The organism is Tardiphaga sp. 619_E2_N8_4 (genome assembly GCF_051810905.1).
Lineage (GTDB): Bacteria > Pseudomonadota > Alphaproteobacteria > Rhizobiales > Xanthobacteraceae > Tardiphaga > Tardiphaga robiniae.
The window spans coordinates 2,383,984-2,402,561 of record NZ_JBPWQJ010000001.1 but is presented as its reverse complement, the minus strand read 5'-3'; the positions used below and the strand labels follow the sequence as shown (position 1 = coordinate 2,402,561).

Genomic DNA, 18,578 nt, shown 5'->3' with positions numbered 1-18,578 from the left:
AATTTGTCCAGGGCACCTCCATCGCAACGAGCGACATCGTTTCCTCCGCTGGCTGTCTTGTCATTGTTACCTGCTCCCGCGAAGCGGACCTTGTCGCATTTGCGAGCGGACGTTTTTCTCACCTGCAAACACGTCATCCGGCGCGAAGAGTTCTTTAAGCGAAATGGCTTCGTTGGCGAGCTGATCTGGGGCAATACGCGCACGCCTCTGAACTAGGCTGCGCGCAGCAGCGAAGTCGCGCACATTCGACACAACGTCGGCAGCAACGATTGCGCCATCCCGCAGATAAAAAACCGAAAAAGAGCGCTCCTTGTCCGGATTACCGCGAACGACATGCTGGTCTGTGGGCTGCATCAGGCCGACCGTCTTGAGCTTTACGTCATACTGATCCGACCAGAACCAAGGCGTCGCTTCATAAGGTTGCGGGCGCCCGGTGATGACCGATGCGACGATACGGGCGTGTTCGATCGCGTTAGGTACCGACTCGATCCGGCGCAGCTTCGCCGTTTCTGGGTCCGGATGCCGACTACAATCGCCGATGGCGAAGATAGCGTGATCCGCTGTTCGGCAGAGATCATCGACTACAATTCCGTCACTGACTCGCAGATCGGCGGCCATCGCGAGCTTGTCATTCGGCACCAGCCCGATACCGATCAGCACCGCGTCGCTCGCGATTTCTTCACCGTTTCTAAGCCTGATCGCGGAAATGCGTCCGTCTACAGTGGTGACGTAATCCGCGACAGCTGCGCCGAGCTTTACATCGACTCCCTCCTCGCGATGAACCCGCGCATAGAATGCCGAGACCGGCTCCGATGTCACCCGCGACAGCAGACGCGAAGAAGCCTCCAATACAGTTACTTCCATTCCAGCACGTGCGGCGACGGCGGCAACCTCCAGCCCGATATAGCCACCGCCTATGATGACGAGGCGCCTACGATAGCCAAACTCACGCTTCAACCGACCAGCGTCATCGATCGTTCGAAGGCAATGGACATTAGGCGCTTTCGATACAGCGGGATGTTCAAGCTTACGGGGCGTGCCGCCGGTCGCAAGAATCAGATGATCGAACGTAATGCACCGCTTGTCGGACAGAAGAACAGTATTTCCGGCGCGATCAATCGCAGCCACGGCGACGCCGGTGACAACCTCTATCCTATTTTCCTGATAGGCGATATTTGGGCGAAGGCATAGGCGCTCTGCATTCACCTCGCCCTTAAGAAATCCCTTGGACAAAGGCGGTCGCTGATAGGGAAGCGAGGTTTCGTCCTGCACGATCGTTATCGAACCCGCGAAACCGTGGCCACGCAAAGAGGCGGCCGCTTCGCTTCCGGCTTGCCCTCCTCCCACGATCACGACGCGTTCCATTGTCATACCGGTTTCCATAAGCGAATTTTCCAGTCCACCACTCAACGCTGAGACTTCGGAATACGAATCGTCATTCCACTAACCGACGCGGTGCAAGGCAGCTGACATGCGAGCCGCGAGGCTTCGGTCGGTTCTTCCGATGTCGCGTCCAACAGTTCCTTCTCGTCATCCGACGGCGGACTAAATTTGTCGAACCACGGTTGATCAACAAAGACATGGCACGTCGCGCAGGATAGACCGCCCCCGCATTCTCCCACGATGCCTGAAACCATGTTACCCAACGCTGCCTGCATGACGGTTTGGCCCTCGACGGCCTCGATGACCTGTATCTGCTCGCCGGGGTGAATAAAGTTCACGACAACCATTCTGTTTTCTTTCTCCATGCCGCTCATCTCCTTGACATTCGTTTATCGTTCGAGCCGGCGCTGTCTCACGATGCGAGACCAGCAGTACCGCCAAATGGGCAACTGCCAGACAAACCCTGCCCGTGCGACATAGGCGCCACCGTCTTCGGCAATTGCTGTGCGGCTTCCATGACGTCGCGCGCATGCTCGATCGCGAATTCGCGGCTGGATGGATTTGTCGGGATGATGTTTCGCCGGGCGAGCAGCCCATCAAACGCCTTGCGCGCCACGTCGCGGGGCTGTTGCGCATAAGGCTCGATCACTGTGCGCCATTCAACGGATGACGCCATCCATGCGCGAATTTTCTCGGTCAGGATCCAGCCAGGTGCCAGCAGACTGACGTGAACGCCCTTACTGCCGAAATCCCGCTGTGCTGTTTCGGTCAAACCGAGAATGGCGTATTTCGACGCGGTGTAGGCGCTTACCGGCGGCACATGCGGCGGAACGCCCAGCGAATGTTCGGACCCGACGTTCATTATAAACGCAGGACCGCCATTCGCCGCGGTCTGCAACAGCATCGGTGCGAATGCATGAATGCCGTTAAACACACCAAGGATATTGACCTCAAACAGGCGCTTGACGTCGGACGGATCGGCGACATTCAACGGTCCGGCGCCGCCACCGGCGGCGGCATTGTTGATCAGTATCGACGCAACGCCATGCCGTTTCCTGACACGATCCGCGAATGTTGCCATGGCTTCATAGTCGGACACGTCGACGATATGGACATGCGCCTGTCCGCCCGCGGAGCGAATGGCATCGGCCGTTTCGCTGGAGTCCGAGATGTCCGCGGTCACGACAGCCGCGCCCCGCGCCGCGGCTTCGATCGCAAGCGCGCGACCAAGTCCCGTGGCAGCGCCGGTCACGACCGCAAGATGGTCGGATAGGTTTTTCATGCGATGCCTCAGTTCTTGACAACCGCGACCGGCAGATAGGTTAGCTGGTTGATCCAAGTGCTCCAGCCGCGCTTCGGCTCGCCGTTCAGCCTGAGCTTCACGCCACGTTTGTGCAGCTCCTCGAACAGCACAACGCCTTCGAGTTCTGCGAGCGCGCTGCCGATGCAGCGATGGACGCCGCCGCCGAACGCTAGTCCTTCCGCTTCGGTGCGAATCGGATTGAAGCTGTCCGGATCGGAAAACATGCCGGTGTCGCGATTTGCCGATGTGAAATACATCTGCATGAGATCGCCCTTGCGGATCTTCTCTCCGAACATCTCGACATCGCGCGTGGCCGTGCGCGCCATGTTCATAACCGGCGTGGTGACGCGCAGATATTCCTTCACCAGCTTGCCTGATTGTCCGTCGCGTAACGCGGCATCGGTCAGTGCTGCCACCTGCTCGTCCTCAAGCATCAGGCGCATCGACTGACCGATCAGCGTATGCGTCGTTTCGTATCCTGCGATGATCAGCAAATGCGTGAAGTGGCGATATTCTTGCTGGCTGAGTTCCCCACGCTCGTGGCACTGCGCCAGCATGGTCACCATGTCATCCTGTGGGTCGGCCAGCTTCTGCTCGCGCATGGCATCGGTGTAGTCCCACACGCGCCGATACACTTCCGCCCGCTTGGCGGCCGCATCAGGCTCCATGGCCACGCGGAACATCGTATCCGCCCATTCGACGATCTTGCCGCGGTCGACATCCGGCACGCCCATGACCTTGGCGATGACGCGCGACGGAACGAGACGGGCGACATCATCGACCCAATCGAACTCTCCCTTGGCTAGGCAATCGTCCAGCACCTCCGTGACGATCTGGCGAACCCAGCGCTCGAAATTGGCGATGACGCGCGGGCCAAACGACTTCGCCACCACGCGACGCAGCCGCGAGTGGTCCGGCGGATCCTTGTACATCAGGTGATTGATGATATCGGGATTGTCCCGCTTGCCGGTCGAGGGAAAGTTCAACCCTTCGCTCGACGTAAAGAGATCGGGATCGCGTTCGATATCGACGATGTCTCTGAAACGCGTGACCGCCCAGAAACCGCCATTGATCGTGCCGAAGCGGGCCGGCTGCCAATACAGGCCGGGCTTCGTCCTGAGATGGGCAAAGACATGATGCGGGACTCCCTGCACGAATGTCTGAGGATCGGCGAGATCCGGCAAGAGTTGCTCGGCCACTGCTGCTGTCATGTTGTCCTCCACGTCATGTTTTTCTGTGTTGTCTTAGTTCGTCGGGTATTGCCCGGCGCTCAATCAAATGTGGTATGCCGTTCACGCTTATCCGAGAACGAACGGGTTCTTGCGATGCGGCTTCGTCGTGATCCAGACGCTCTTGACCTGCAGATAGTCCTTGATCGCCTCGACGCCGCCTTCACGCCCGATCCCGCTGCGCTTGTAGCCGCCGAATGGCGTTGCGAAACTCGTCGCGCGATAATTGTTGACCCAGACGGTTCCGGCCTTGATCCGATCGACGCAGTGAAATGCGCGATGAAGATCCTGCGTCCAGATTCCCGCGGCCAGGCCGAAGTCGATGTCGTTGGCGATGGCGATGGCCTCAGCTTCATCCTTGAACCGCAGAACGCACAGAACCGGCCCGAACACTTCCTGCTGTGCGATCCGCATATCGTTGGTGACATTGGTGAAGATCGTCGGCGCAACGAACTGGCCTTGGCCGTAACCATCGCCCTGCAGCGCATGGCCGCCGAGCAGGCAGGTCGCCCCGTCGTCCTTCGCCATGTCGATCATCGACATGATCTTCTCCCACTGCGGACGCGTGGCAATCGGCCCGACTTCGGTGTTCATCAGCGAGGGATCGCCGATGCGCGCGCTCGATGCGACCGCTTTGAGCTTCTCGACGAATTCGTCGTGGATCGTGTCCTGCAACAGCAGCCGCGATCCCGCCATGCAAGTCTGCCCTGCGGCGGCAAAGATCCCGGCGACAACTCCCTTCACGGCCTCGTCGATGTCGGCGTCCGCAAACACGATATTGGGCGACTTACCGCCCAGTTCGAGAGTCACGCTCTTGAATTCGGATGCAGCGATCTCGTTGACGCGCTGGCCACCCTTGTCGCCGCCGGTGAACGCGATCTTCACGACCTTGGGATGGCGGACGAGATGCTCGCCGATCTCGTGACCATATCCGGTCACGACATTGATGACCCCGGGCGGGAAGCCAGCTTCTTCGGAAAGCGCGGCAAGTTCGAGCAGCGATGCTGAGGTGAATTCCGACGGCTTGATGACGATGGTGTTGCCGGCAGCCAGCGCCGGCGCCATCTTCCAGACGGTCAATCCCAGCGGCGAATTCCACGGCGTGATCGCCACCACTACGCCGAGCGGCTCATAACGGGTGTAGTTAAACACATCCTTGCGAGGCACGGGAATGACCGCGCCCTCGATTTTATCGGCCAGACCTCCATAGTAGTAGAACCACTGCGCGATGTTTCGCACCTGGATCACGATCTCGCTGATCAGCTTGCCGTTATCGCGCTGCTCGACGGCGGCGAGCTTGGCAGCATCGCGCTCAATCAAAGCTGCGAAACGGCGCAGTAACGCACCGCGCTGTGTGCCGGTGAGTCCCGCCCAGGCCTCGGACTCGAAGGCCCGATGCGCCGCGGCAACTGCCGCCTCTGCATCTGCTTCGCTGCCACGCGGAATCTGCGCCCAAACGGCACCAGAGAATGGCTCGTTGGTTTCGATCCACTGCGACGACGCGGGATCGGTCCATTGGCCATCGATGAACAACTGGTAGCGTTGCATTGCGCGTTCCCCTCCCGGGGCTCCCTACCCGTTTCCGCATCAGGCGCGGACGAGTTCAGCTTTCATTTCGGACAATCAGGGCGTCGCATTATCTGTGCTCCCCCCCACGTTCAATTCGCTAGACGAATTAACAATTCATTTTATAGTAACGAGATAAACAGAGTCAAGATTTGATGCCGCCGCCGCGGCCCTAGCTTTGCGTTGAATTTTGCGGGCAACGGCTGCGTCCACTGTTCAAACAGCTCAAGCGGTTGCTAAATGCGCTCGATAGTGAACGTTGCGCCTCTAGCGATCGACGCGGCGCAAGGACGAGGCAGTGATGATTGAGGCAGACGGGCCCAATGCCCAGCGGCGGCCGGAAATGGTCACCGCGCTGGCGAGAGGCATCGACATCCTTCGGTGCTTCGACTCCCAGCACCCGGAGTTGGGAACCACCGAAATTGCGCAGAAGACGGGAATTCCGCAGCCGACGGTGTGGCGCCTGTGCAGCACGTTGATAGAGCTGGGCTGCCTGGTGCCGGTGACCAGCACCGGCCGGCTCCGCGTTGCCTTTGGCGTGATGGGTCTCGGCGTCACCGCGCTTCCGAAGGTCGATTTCGCAAGCCTGATCGACGCGGAAATGCAGCGCATAGCCGACAAGGCCCATGCTGGCCTTTCGCTTTACGTCGCCGAAAATACTGACATGATGACTGTACGCAGGGCCCAGGGCAGCGCCACATTGCTGTTCAACCTTAACATCGGCTCGCGCGTACCGATGGGCGTGTCCGCGGCCGGCTGGGCCTATCTTGCCGTACTGTCCGACCGTCAACGTAACGCGACATTGACCAAGCTCGCTAAACGATATGGCGACAAGTGGCCGGACATCTGGACCGACGCCCAACAGGCAATTCGGGAGTTCAAGAAGCAGTCCTACTTGGTCACGCGGGGATTTCTGCATCCCGATGTCAATGCCGTGGCGGTAGCAGCGGTCGGGCCAAACGCCGGCCAAATCTTCACGGTGAGCTGCGGAGGCCCGCATTTGTCCGATGACGATATCCACAACTGGCTGGGGGCGGAACTTGTGCGCCTCGCAGATAATGTCCGCATCGCTCTGCAATCCGGCGACAGCAAATTCAGCTGATGCGAAATTGACGGCCATGCCAGGCCGGCTTTGTCCGCAACAGTCGATATCCGACCGACGCCTCATCGCGATCCTCCGCCTCCTCAGGATCGCGACCGGGCAAGCCCAGCCAAAGCCATATTGATTACCTTGGCTTGGGTGAATTCCTTCAGACCATCGATGCCGAATTCGCGGCCGATGCCGGACTGCTTGGCGCCGCCATAGGAGACATCGATCGGCATGTCCAAATGCTGGTTGACCCAGATAGTGCCGGTCTGAATACGTAGCGCGACCTCAAAGCCGCGACCGCCATCGGCCGACCAAATCGTGCCGCCGAGTCCATATTCGCTGTCATTGGCACGCGCGATCACCTCGTCGATCGAATCGTAAGCGAGCACCGGAATGACCGGGCCAAATTGCTCCTCCCGCACGAGCGCAGAATCGTCAGGTAGATCGCGGACCACGGTCGGAGCGATAAAATAGCCTTCACGCTCCGAAGCCTCCCCACCGGCGATGACCTTGCCACACCGCCGCGCATCGGCAATCAGGCTCAAAACCTTGTCGAACTGCGCCTTATTTTGCACCGGCCCGATCGTTGTCGCAGGATCGACACCGCTGCCGACTACGGCATTTCGGCTCAGCGTAGCGAGCTCGTCGCACAACGCATCATAGAGCGATCGCGGCGCATAGACCCGCTTGGCGGCAAGGCAGACCTGCCCCGCATTTATCATGGCTGCCGCAAATATCTTGGGCGCAATCGCTTTGACGTCGACATCATCGAGAATGATTGCAGCGTCATTGCCGCCGAGTTCAAGCGTCAGCCGCTTCAGCGAGCCCGCGGCGCTCTGCATGACGCGCCTGCCGGTCGGCGTCGATCCCGTGAAACTCACTTTAGCGATGCCCGGATGCGCGGTCATTTTCGCGCCCAGATCATTTGCATCAATGATCACATTGAACACGCCTGGGGGAAAAATGTTGGCGGCAACCTCCCCCAGCAACGCCGTCGTTAGCGGCGTAGTCGGCGCCGGCTTGGCGATCACCGTGTTTCCTGCGCTGAGCGCAGGCGCGATTTTGATCATAAGAAGCACCATCGGAAAATTCCAAGGCGTGATGGCGGCGACAACGCCAAGCGGCATTCGCTGCTCGACGATTTTGCGATCCGCGTCGTCGCGAATAACCTTGAGCGGCAAATCCTGGCTGCCGAAATAGCGCAGCGCGCCGATGCTGCTGCGAATTTCGTTGCTGGCCTGCACCAGAGGCTTGCCCTGTTCGCGTGTCAGCAGCATCGCGAACTCGTCGCGCCGCATCTCGATCGCATCGGCCAATTCATCCAGGCAACGGCGTCGCTCGGCATGCTGAAGCGCAGCCCAGGCGGCAAATGCCCGGTTGCCGGCCTCAACAGCGGAATCTAATTGCGCTTCGTCGGCGCGCGCGCATGTCTCGAATACCTTTCCGGACGCAGGATCGATCACGTCTAGCGTCGCCGCGCCGTCGACCAGTTCGCCGTCGATTAATAGCCTATACGTCATAAACATCCCTTCCATAGCTTCGCCGTCGAGCCGCTCGGTTATCTCGCGAGAGATGGAGTGGCCCAATATCCGGCTTTTGGCGTAAACGTGATCGAGACGTCGTTACTGACTCTCGACGATCGAATGAACATCCCAGACATCGGAATGGAACCCGTCAGGCGACCTCAGTCCCCCGGCGCCACGAACGGGCGGGTGAAGACCGCAGGTGCCGCCGCGCTCCACCCTACCCGTCGTGGTTTGCCGTAACGTCAGGCCGTCGCCTTCAACGACTGCAGCTTGTCGTTATTAAGCCAGCATGCATGCACGCCGAACGGCACACGCTGCGGCAGATGCAGGCGCGCCAGTTCTGTCATCGTCTTCGCGTCGATGATGATGAGCTCGGCCTTGCTGTCAGCCATTAGGAGCTCGACCAGATAACCGTCATCCTCGTCCTTGGCATCCGCACGCGGCACGAACAGCGCTTCGCCGCCAAAAAACTCGCCATAATCGAAGAAGGCAAGCTCCTTCTCTTGCTGCAGGTCGTATTTCAGAACTCCCTTCCCCATATAGCCCGAGCGTTCCTCTTCGAGGAGATAGGCATATCGGTTCTTGCGGCCGACGTACCCCAGATTCAGAGTCGGGCGCTCGTAGCCATGCTCGATCAGAACGCGCTCCTCTACAACTTTTCCGGACTCGAGATCCAAAACCCACTTGGTCAAATGGGCCGGCGGCTCTTCCGGCGTATGGATCGGAACATCTGATGGATAAGAGTGGAACTTCGGCGAGAACAGTACGAGCTGTTTCTCCCCCTTCGCGCCCTGCTGCTCCCAACCATTGACAACATGCCAGATGACTGCCGCCGTATTAGTTTCGAACCACACGACGTTGTCATTCGGGCCAGGATTACGCGGATACACGCCAAACCGCATTTTGTAGTCAGGATTGAACGTGAAAACGCTCTTGGCATTGCCCAGCAATCCCTCGCGGGCGTAACGCATAGAAATATCCGGGAATATAATATAGTTCTCGGTCAGGAAATAATCATGGATCCAGCCCATGCTTCCAGTCTCGCCGTCCTGATGATAGATTGCGTTGCAGGACTTTACCTTACCGTCGCTTAGATGACCGAGAATGATACGATTGGTCGATCGATCGTTGCTGACGCTATAGAAATCGCCGCTGTCCGGATCGATGCGCGGATGCGCCGAGAACGGACCATCCCATGCACCGTCGAATGTTTCGAGATGCCCTGAACCATCAAGAAGAAGGCGTCCGTCGCGCATACGGTGATGTAAGCGGAAAGCGTAACCGGTCTCCTGCAGGCAATACAAATGTCCAGCGTGATACTGAATCGCTGTCGATGCGGGTGACGTTTCGAGTGGCGAAAAGTTGGGGATCAATCCGCTCTGCTTTTTACGCTCGACATCCTTGAGCTTGTCGAAACCCGCGCGGCCAGCGCCCGCGATGTCGGTAAAATTAATATAAACCTCGCGCTCCATCTTGTCTTCGAATTCGAAGCGAGGTGTGCGAATATAGGTATTGGAATAGGTCGCCGCGCCGTTGCGAATCTGCACTTCGTGCAGCATTCCTGCACCGTTAAATGCGTGTAGCCAAGTATGCGTCTTCTCGAACTGCATATTTGTGCCGTTGCGCAGGTAAACGCCCTCGAGATCCTTTGGGATCTCTCCAGTCACATGCACCGGCAGCTGCGATAATTCGGCATTCACCGGCTGATAGCCACGGACATTATAGACGCTCGCCTCGTTATGGCGATCAACGCCCATCGCCGCTTCAATGCGCTCATCTTCGGCATCAAAGACATGCAGAGCCTGATGATTGGTGGACATTTTCTTCCTCCCTTTGCGAAAGTACAAGGCGAGTTCCTCGGTCGGCCTCGTCTACCGATCGACGATAGACCCATTTGGGACTATTTTGCAAGTAGGCTTGATTGCACCTCGCGCACTACTGCGGCCGCAGACGTTTAGCGTGCTGAAGGATAACTTCCCGGACTGATCGATGGGAATTAGCACAGACCTTTTCCCACAGTTGCGGAGACAACGACGGAGATTCTTCAAGATCGTTGCAGCGGGGCTGCAGTCTTAGTCAGGTTATGGCGAAACAGGTCTCGTAACCCACCGCCATGACGACATTACTAGCGGCGCATGATGCCTCGGCATTGCCATTGGAAGTCCAAGCAAAATCAGATGTCTCTTAGTTCGCAATGCGCAAGTATAACTCCAACAGCGTTACGACGCGCACCGCAGTTCTGTAACCTGCCTACGGAAATCGCCGCTTTGCAAAAGAACATGCTTGCGTAACCACGCAAGTCCGCTATACGCTCAAATTCGTCCCATTTGGGACTATTTAGGCTACAGAGCTGGACGGGCTAGCTGTTTCCACCCGGGACGACGTCGTCAAGACGTAGGGTTCAACGAGGCGTTGCGTCTGAAGCATTTCGCCAATCGAAAGGTATTTCACATGCCAATTCACTGTCCCAGTTGGATGAACGACGAACTGGAAGCGTTTCGAGATACAGTTCGCAGATTTTGCGAGCGCGAGTTGCTGCCCAATCAGGCGCGCTGGATGGACCAAGGTAAAGTAGATCGCGAGGTTTGGCTGAAGGCGGGCGAAGCTGGACTGCTGTGCCCTGGCATTTCACTTGACTACGGCGGGGGTGGCGGAAGTTTTTTGCACGAAGTAGTCGCTTTCACTGAGCAGACTCGCATGTTGTGCACTGGCATGGGAAACGCTGTGCACAGCGGAATGGTCTCGCACTATATCGACAACTGCGCGTCTGAGGATCAGAAACGGAAGTGGCTTCCCAAATTGTCGAGCGGGGAGTTCATTGGCTCGCTGGCGATGACTGAACCGGGCGTTGGCAGTGATCTTCAAAAAATTCGTACCAAGGCCGTGCGCGACGGGGATCAATACGTAATCTCGGGCTCGAAAACCTACATCACCAACGGCGCCAACGCGAACTTCATTTGCTTAGTGGTCAAGACAAACACGCATCCCGATGCGGGAGCGAAAGGCATCTCTCTGGTCGTTGTTGAAACAGACAATGTTGAAGGTCTGCGGCGCGGCGAGCCCTTGAATAAGGTCGGCATGCATGCGCAGGACACCTGCGAACTGTTCTTTGACGATGCTCGCGTGCCGGTGGCCAACCTACTCGGTCCAAATGAAGGCGAAGGCTTCCGTCAGTTGATGACGGAGCTGCCGCGCGAACGACTCGTGACGGCCTATGCGGCGCACGGCGCAATGGAACGGGCCATCGAAGAAACCCTAACTTACACCTCATCACGCAAGGCTTTCGGCACACCGGTGCTCGACTTTCAGAACACCCGCTTCAAACTTGCCGAATGCGAGGCGAAAGCGCGGGTCGCCGGTGCCTACATCGACCAGTGTGCCACGATGCTTTCAAATGGCACCCTCGACACCGCAAGCGCGGCTATCGCGAAATACTGGGTGTCCGAAACTTGCGGCCAGGTCGTGGACGAGTGTCTGCAGCTCCACGGTGGGAGTGGCTATATGATGGAGTATCCGATCGCGCAGCTCTACCAAAACGTTCGAGCATATCGGATTTTGGCTGGCACGAATGAGGTGATGAAGGAACTCATTTCGCGCGAAATGCGCAAGAGGGTCGCATGAGTATCGCAGAACCGATGAGCGCGGGACGGTTGCCTTTTGCAGGGTTGGTTGTCGTCGACGCGGCTAATTACGTTGCTGCGCCGGGCGCGGCCACAATCCTCGGCGATTTTGGGGCAACGGTTATTAAAATCGAGCCCCCGGCAACAGGTGACATTTACCGGTTGCTTGCACGTTCCCCGAACCTTCCACAGACCGATTATCCCTATGCGTGGGCTGCCATATCGCGCGGGAAGCAATCGCTCACGATTGATTTGAAGACCGAGGAAGGGCGCGCCGCGCTGAAGCGTATTGTGACCGGCGCTGACGTTTTTATCACCAATCAGCCGCCTTCGGCTCGATCTCGGTTAGGGATTTCGTACGAGACGCTGTCGAAACTCAATCATCGGCTGATCTATGCGTCGCTCACGGGCTACGGAGAGTCGGGAGCGGAAGCCGACAAGCCGGGCTTCGACGCGACCACATATTGGGCACGCTCTGGCTTGGCCGACTTCGTAAGGCCGGACCCTGACAAAACCCCTGCAGTGGCAGCTATGGGCATGGGAGATCAACCGACCGCGGTGTCCCTCTACGCCGCCATCGTCACCGCACTTTACGAACGGGAGCGGACGGGCAGCGGAGCGTGGGTCCATACCTCGCTCATCGCAAATGGCGCGTGGGCCAACATGCCGTTCATTCAGGCCGCCCTAACCGGCGCAAAGGTGCCGAACCGCCCTCCTCGAGCTGAGACCGGAAATGCTCTTACTTGTTTCTACGAGAGCTGCGACAAACGCTGGCTATCAATCCTCATTCTGAGTGAGCAGCGAGATTGGCCCCTGTTCTGCCGAACCATTGATCGTCCAGAGTTGGCCGACGACAGCAGATTTTCGACGATGGAGGGCCGACGTGCAAATGCATCACAGCTCGTGAGTATCCTCGAAGCAACGTTCTTGGAGCACGCCTCAGAAGAATGGTCCCGGCGATTCAGCGCCGTGTCACTTCCGGTTTCTGTCGCAGCACGCACGAACGATATCGTCCATGACCAGCAGATGCTGGACACAGGCGTGCTCGTCAAGGCACCGCATATTCCGGGTCACGGCCTGACAGTCGATAGCCCCTTCTGGATTAATGGCCATGAAAAGATGCCACCCCACCCCCCGCCTGGAATCGGCGAGCACACCGACGCCGTGCTGCGAACATTTGGCTTCACCCAAGAGGAGATCAATTCGCTGCGTGCATCAAAAGCGCTCGGCTAGCCGACCGGATCGAAGCTTACCGGCCTCAGAGCTCCTTACGTCAAGCGATCTTTTGAACCGGCGCAGCGTCCTATTCTTGCAATCGTAGGCGCCTGGTCAAATCGAGTCCGCTCCATTTTGGAACGAAAATCAGTTCAACGGCAATGTCACCGACGCGTTCAAGTCATCAGCGCGATACCGCCGTCAACATAGGAAACACTCGTGACCAGACACCCCAAACTCTCCGGTCCGCTGCAGGGCACGCGCATCGTAGAATTTGCAGGCATCGGCCCCGGCCCTTTCGCCTGCATGTTGCTCGCCGATATGGGCGCCGAGATCATCACGTTGGTGCGGCCGAAGCAGCATCCCAAAGGCTTCTCTGCACGCGGCCGCACGATTGTGGAGATCGACCTCAAGCACAAGGACAGCATCGCACAGGTGTTGTCGTTGCTGGACGGTGCCGATGCATTGGTGGAAGGCTATCGTCCCGGCGTGATGGAGCGACTTGGGCTCGGCCCCGATATCATCCTCCGGCGAAACAAGAAACTCGTCTACGGTCGCGTGACGGGGTGGGGTCAGGATGGCCCGCTGGCGCAGGCCGCTGGCCATGACATCAATTACATCGCCCTTACCGGCGCTCTCGCCGCCATCGGCGGCAAGGAAACGCCGGTGCCCCCGCTCAACCTAGTTGGTGATTTCGGCGGCGGCTCGCTGTATTTAGTCATGGGCATGCTCGCCGCGATGCTGGAGGCCAGAACCTCTGACCAGGGACAGGTGGTGGACGCCGCTATGTGCGACGGCACAGCCTCACTGATGACGATGTTTTTCGACATGGCGGCAGCTGGCCGGTGGAAAGAAGAACGCGAAGCCAACGTGCTCGACGGCGGTGCTCATTTTTACGGCGTCCATGAATGCAGTTGCGGCAACTTCATCTCGATTGGCTCAATCGAGCCGCAATTCTACGCTCGGCTCCGTGAGCTTGCCGGTCTCGACGAGAGCTGTTTCGACGCACAAATGGATCGGAATCAGTGGCATACGTTGAAAGAAAAGCTTGCCGCTGTGTTCAAGACCCGAAGCCGCGACGCGTGGTGTACGATCATGGAAGGCACCGACGTGTGTTTCGCACCGGTACTGACGATGTCGGAAGCCACGAAGCATCCGCATATGAAAGCACGCGGGGTGTTCATCCAGCATGATGGTGCGATACAGGCGGGACCAGCGCCGCGGTTTTCTCGAACACCGTCAGCGGCACGAATGCCGGTTCAAGCGGAGCTGAGCGAGGCCGCGAAGGCCTGGACGGAAGACCATCTGTGAAGATAGTGGGCGCTAGCTGCGCCGCCGATCCCATTGCGCACCGACGCTTTCAAGAACACGCGCCAACCCGGTTGGATCCGAATAGAACGGCGAGTGATCGGTATCGAGCCTATAGACTGAATTGATAGGCAGTGAACGCTGCATTTGGCGTTGATGTTCAAGAGGCAAGGCAATGTCGCGGAGTGTCTCAACGTAAACCCTGGGCACGGTGCCAAATCGCTCTGCGTTAAGTTGAACTCGGTCTTTAAAAACAGCTGCCGGATCAGGACCGCTCAGCGCTGCGGCGCGCTCCTGCCATTCACGCTCTGTAGTTCCGTACAGAAACGCGCCGATCGCTGCAGGATCGATCCGCATCGCACCGTCCGCCGTAAACGAAATTGCCGGCAACGCTGGACGGTCACCACGCATGGCGTTCAACTGATCGCCAAGTGAGCCTCCGTCCGGCAGCAGAAACGCCGTGAGATACACGAGAGCAGCAATGGACTCCGGGACACGTTCAGCGACCGAGCTGATGATTGCGCCGCCACGGCTGTGCCCGACCAGAACAACACGACGGCCTAGTCCTTGCACGACTTCTGCGACTTGATCTACCCATGTCGATAGGGAGATCTTTGAAAGCGGCGTTGGGTCATCTCCCATTCCAAGCAGTTCCGGAGCGATGACTGTGTGACCTCGCGCTTCCAGCAGCGGCATTAGTCGCTCCCAACACCATCGGCCATGCCACGCGCCAGGCACGAGAACGTAGCAATGCGGCGGGCCCTCACTCACGGATGTATCCTCACACTTCGTCCCATTTGGTACATCTTTTATCTCGTGAAATCGTGCGTGTCGATGGGACATTCCGACATCTGGTATGATGACGTGACGTCTGGCATTGATGTGTGCTCCAACTTATAAACTGCTTCACACTTATGCGAGCGATCGGCATGGCAAAGCGGAAACAGGCGAACTCCCCAATGTCCTCAACCAATATAGACGGCGATACGCGTTGGGTCGGCGCATGGATGCTGGTATTGGGAAATCTATACGCCGGTCCACTATACGCGGAGCTGGTCGAAAGACATGGATTACTCCGTGATGAAGTTGCTGCGTTAATTTTCGTGCGTGTTGCGGGCTGCGTTACCGCTCAAGATGTCGTAAACTTTACGGGGCGTCCTAAAAATAGCATCGCCCGCGCCATAACATCGCTAGAGAGCAACGGCTACTTAGCGCGCGAAGAATCGACATCCGATCGTCGCGCGTCAACTGTGCAGCTTACCCAAGCGGGGGCAAAGCTTTTCAAGGAGATCAGGACCATCTCCGCGCGCCACGATGCTCATCTTTTATCGGCCCTCGGCAAGGAAGACAGCGAGCTGTTTGCGGCGCTCATACATCGCCTCATCGCATCTTATCGGTGATCCTGCACCCATGATATGGCGCCTGCGTATCGGAATCTGCTTGGCGTCGGTGCTCGAAAACACCGACAGGTACACCCTTCGCTGAGGTACCTTGCCGTCCGCGTGTCATCGTGATTGCCGGAGAGGCCTTGCTTACGACGTCTCAATTTTCCTTTAGGAGCACGTTGCAAGCTCCCGTCGAGGACGCGAGCGATACCCGCATTGTGCCACAGAAAGGCGCCTCGAAAGGGCGGCCTTTCGGGCCGCCCTCAGGATGTTATGCCGCACGCATTGACGATAGAAATTTCTCAACAACATACCTCAATCTGCTGCCTTCATGGGAGAGCCCCTCGGCGGCAGAGAGCACTTGTTGGGACGCCGCGCCGGTTCTTGCTGCGCCTTCCGCAGCTTGCGAAATTCGATCCGAGACCCCCTCACTTCCGCTAGCGGCCTGCTGAACGTTTCGCGCGATCTCGCGCGTGGCCGCTCCCTGTTCTTCGATCGCCGCAGCGATCGCTGCCGACGTCTCGGATATCTTTGAAATCGTCGCGCTGACATGACTAATCGTACGAACGGAGCTTTCCGTGGCCGATTGCATCTCTGCGATCTGCGCAGCAATCTCCTCAGTTGCTTTCGAGGTCTGGCTCGCCAGCGCCTTGACCTCCGACGCAACCACCGCGAATCCCCGCCCCGCTTCACCAGCCCGGGCGGCTTCGATCGTGGCGTTAAGAGCGAGCAGATTGGTTTGCTCAGACACGGCACTGATCATTTTGACGACATCGCCAATCCGCGACGCAGCGGCGACAAGAGCAGCGATATTGACATCCGTTTCCTCTGCCTGCTTGACAGCCTCCTGCGCAAACGAACTCGATTCCTGCACTTGCCGTCCAATCTCATCAACGGACGAAGAGATCTGCTCCGAAGCACCTGCCACTGAGTTGATATTGGTCGCGACCTCCTGGGAGATGCTTGAAGCACGCTCTGACCCGGTGGCCGTCGCCGATGCGCTGGCATTGAGGTCGTTCGCCGCATCTTCCATGACTTTGGCTGACGTCGCAACAGACTCCACGACCGATGCAATTTCAATCTCGAAATCCGCAGTCAGCTGAGCAATCGCTCCCGACCGCTGAAGCTCTGCCTGCGAGTTTTCGAGCACCTTCTGGTCTGTATTCTGCTTCGCGATCAGCGCATCACGAAACAGACAAAGGGCTTCTGCAATTAGGCCAACCTCGGTCCGCTCACCTTGATGAGGAATCGTGACAGCGTAATTTCCAGCGCTGAGATCGCGCATCGGATCAACGACAGATTTGATCTGGTGCGTAAAGTCACGCGTTAGAACAACCGAAGTAATCAGCCCCACGGCCAGCGTCAGCGCCACGCCCACCAGTACCAGAATATACGCCCTTTGATAGGTGTCTGCCCCCTCACGGACCGCGCTTTCTGATCCGGTGTTCGCCACGTCAACGCTCTTGGCGAGCACGTCGTCAGCCTTGGCGGCCGCCGGTGTTGCCAACAAGTGAAGGGCTCTGGCCTTCGTTTCGTCGCCGCGGCGGGAGACGGCGACCACCTCTTCGGCCGCTCTAACGTAGTTCAACCAACTGGCCTTGAAGTCCTCGAAGCGCGCACGCTCCTCGCCCTGCGCAAGGAGCCGCTCATACCCCTTAAGAGCTTGCTCGAGCGGAGCTGCCAACCGATCGAAGTTCTTGTCCATCACGGACTTTCCCGCCGCGTCATCGGCCAGGATATGAGCACGCACCACGCCGCGATATGTCAAGGTCCACGCTCGCAATTCGCCCAGCAACCTCACCCGTTGCAGCCAATGGGTTTGAATGTCCGTCGCACGTTGCTGGATCGCATCCATTTGCTGGATTGAAAACAGGCCCAGAGCTGCTGACCCCAAGATCAGAATGCAGAACGCAGAGATGATTTTGGTCCGAATAGAAGCCTTGCGAAGCACGATGCTCCCCCTTTATCCGAAGTTGCAATAGTTCACCTCTCTATCGTCGCACGGTGAAGAGGCGGTAAATATTTGCACGATCGTGCGATTAATCATGATCGAAATCACGCTTTGGGACATGGGGACCAAGCTCAACTTGCTTTTGTACCGCTCGTGCCATCTATTGCGCGAGAACAGCCCTGTACCGCTTAAGAGGACGTTATGGCGAAGACCACAACGAAAACGCACAAACGACCGGGAAAACTGGTGCGCCAAGCCGAGTTGCTTTCGACTGTCTACAAGGTCGTTTCCGAGGTTGGCATTGATGCTGCCAGCATGCGCCAGATCGCGACGCGGGCGGAAGTCAGCACCGGGACGATCAACTATCACTTTACGAACAAGGAAAATTTGGTGATGGAAGCGCTTCGTGCTGCTTATCAACAAGCCTTACCAGAAACTAATCGCTCCCGCACGCCCCTCGAACGGCTCAAGGGGTTCGCCTTCGGATACATCTTAAATGAGCCCAATGACCGGTTCTGGCGATTTTGGATGAATTACACGGTTTATGGCTCCCGGAATGAGGAGCTGCGTGATCATCAAGTGTACTGGTTCAAAAGGCAGCAGTCCTTCTGGACCAAACTGACGAATGAAGCCATCAAGGAAGGCGAACTTCCACCCGACCTTAATCCGGCTCTCGTAGCAGAGCAGTTGCTGCTTTTTGCACATGGCCTTATGCTGCGACAAATACTGATCCCTGATAAGAGCAGCCAAGCCCATTGCTACAAATTGCTGGATGATTTTTTCTCGCAGATTGAAACCGGCTCATCCGGTACGAAACAAAAGCCGCGGTCGAAGGCGGCATTCCGCTCCTTTCGACTCGTCAACGGGGGCGAAAAGCGGAAACCTAGAATGAAAACGCCGTGACTGCGAAAGCCCAACCTAGCGAACCGTTCCCGAACCTGATGGATTAAACGGAGGAGATTCGCTGAACGTTTCCCGCAGCGCAACAATCATTCGGTGGTA

Annotated in this window: 15 protein-coding genes; 6 read left to right on the top strand and 9 right to left on the bottom strand. The window is 57.8% G+C overall.

Annotation, left to right across the window (positions count from 1 at the left end):
• Positions 1–66: 66 nt before the first annotated feature.
• From AB8A23_RS11465 to AB8A23_RS11445, 5 genes are all read right to left on the bottom strand, one after another.
• Positions 67–1,371, bottom strand: coding sequence for an NAD(P)/FAD-dependent oxidoreductase (locus tag AB8A23_RS11465; RefSeq protein ID WP_439059698.1), 1,305 nt, complete (start codon positions 1,369–1,371; stop codon positions 67–69).
• 35 nt (positions 1,372–1,406) lie between these two features.
• A complete protein-coding gene (locus tag AB8A23_RS11460) occupies positions 1,407–1,748 on the bottom strand; it encodes a 2Fe-2S iron-sulfur cluster-binding protein (protein WP_439059699.1) in 342 nt (113 codons plus the stop codon).
• 47 nt (positions 1,749–1,795) lie between these two features.
• Positions 1,796–2,665, bottom strand: coding sequence for an SDR family NAD(P)-dependent oxidoreductase (locus tag AB8A23_RS11455; protein ID WP_439059700.1), 870 nt, complete (start codon positions 2,663–2,665; stop codon positions 1,796–1,798).
• An 8-nt stretch (positions 2,666–2,673) separates the two neighbouring features.
• Positions 2,674–3,897, bottom strand: coding sequence for a cytochrome P450 (locus tag AB8A23_RS11450; protein WP_439059701.1), 1,224 nt, complete (start codon positions 3,895–3,897; stop codon positions 2,674–2,676).
• 87 nt (positions 3,898–3,984) lie between these two features.
• Entirely contained in the window at positions 3,985–5,463 is a 1,479-nt protein-coding gene (locus tag AB8A23_RS11445; protein WP_439059702.1) for an aldehyde dehydrogenase, read from the bottom strand.
• Between the two features lie 319 nt (positions 5,464–5,782).
• Here AB8A23_RS11445 and AB8A23_RS11440 point away from each other — a divergent pair, with 319 nt between their 5' ends.
• Positions 5,783–6,583, top strand: a complete 801-nt coding sequence (locus AB8A23_RS11440) for an IclR family transcriptional regulator (RefSeq protein ID WP_439059703.1) — start codon at positions 5,783–5,785, stop codon at positions 6,581–6,583.
• Between the two features lie 83 nt (positions 6,584–6,666).
• Here the strand turns inward: AB8A23_RS11440 and AB8A23_RS11435 are convergent, their stop codons facing one another.
• Positions 6,667–8,157, bottom strand: coding sequence for an aldehyde dehydrogenase family protein (locus tag AB8A23_RS11435; RefSeq protein ID WP_439059704.1), 1,491 nt, complete (start codon positions 8,155–8,157; stop codon positions 6,667–6,669).
• A gap of 182 nt (positions 8,158–8,339) precedes the next feature.
• On the bottom strand, positions 8,340–9,917 hold the full coding sequence (locus tag AB8A23_RS11430) for a carotenoid oxygenase family protein (RefSeq protein WP_439059705.1): 1,578 nt from the start codon (positions 9,915–9,917) through the stop codon (positions 8,340–8,342).
• Between the two features lie 655 nt (positions 9,918–10,572).
• Between AB8A23_RS11430 and AB8A23_RS11425 the strand changes: the two genes are divergently transcribed.
• The 3 genes from AB8A23_RS11425 (at position 10,573) to AB8A23_RS11415 (ending at position 14,243) form a co-directional block, all read left to right on the top strand.
• On the top strand, positions 10,573–11,718 hold the full coding sequence (locus AB8A23_RS11425) for an acyl-CoA dehydrogenase family protein (RefSeq protein ID WP_439059706.1): 1,146 nt from the start codon (positions 10,573–10,575) through the stop codon (positions 11,716–11,718).
• Positions 11,715–12,950 (top strand): CaiB/BaiF CoA transferase family protein, encoded by a 1,236-nt coding sequence (locus AB8A23_RS11420; protein WP_439059707.1) that lies wholly within the window; start codon positions 11,715–11,717, stop codon positions 12,948–12,950. The genes AB8A23_RS11425 and AB8A23_RS11420 overlap by 4 nt, the downstream gene beginning before the upstream one ends.
• Before the next feature lie 201 nt (positions 12,951–13,151).
• Positions 13,152–14,243, top strand: a complete 1,092-nt coding sequence (locus AB8A23_RS11415; protein ID WP_439059708.1) for a CaiB/BaiF CoA transferase family protein — start codon at positions 13,152–13,154, stop codon at positions 14,241–14,243.
• Between the two features lie 12 nt (positions 14,244–14,255).
• On the opposite strand, the gene AB8A23_RS11410 is transcribed toward AB8A23_RS11415, so the two are convergent.
• Positions 14,256–15,083: an alpha/beta fold hydrolase gene (locus tag AB8A23_RS11410; protein WP_439059709.1), complete on the bottom strand. Its 828-nt coding sequence runs from the start codon at positions 15,081–15,083 to the stop codon at positions 14,256–14,258.
• An 86-nt stretch (positions 15,084–15,169) separates the two neighbouring features.
• Between AB8A23_RS11410 and AB8A23_RS11405 the strand changes: the two genes are divergently transcribed.
• Positions 15,170–15,640, top strand: a complete 471-nt coding sequence (locus tag AB8A23_RS11405; RefSeq protein ID WP_439061191.1) for a MarR family winged helix-turn-helix transcriptional regulator — start codon at positions 15,170–15,172, stop codon at positions 15,638–15,640.
• 256 nt (positions 15,641–15,896) lie between these two features.
• On the opposite strand, the gene AB8A23_RS11400 is transcribed toward AB8A23_RS11405, so the two are convergent.
• On the bottom strand, positions 15,897–17,576 hold the full coding sequence (locus AB8A23_RS11400; protein ID WP_439059711.1) for a methyl-accepting chemotaxis protein: 1,680 nt from the start codon (positions 17,574–17,576) through the stop codon (positions 15,897–15,899).
• Positions 17,577–17,777: 201 nt separating this feature from the next.
• On the opposite strand from AB8A23_RS11400, the gene AB8A23_RS11395 reads away from it, so the two are divergent.
• Positions 17,778–18,479, top strand: a complete 702-nt coding sequence (locus AB8A23_RS11395; protein WP_439059712.1) for a TetR/AcrR family transcriptional regulator — start codon at positions 17,778–17,780, stop codon at positions 18,477–18,479.
• The last annotated feature ends 99 nt before the right edge of the window (positions 18,480–18,578 follow it).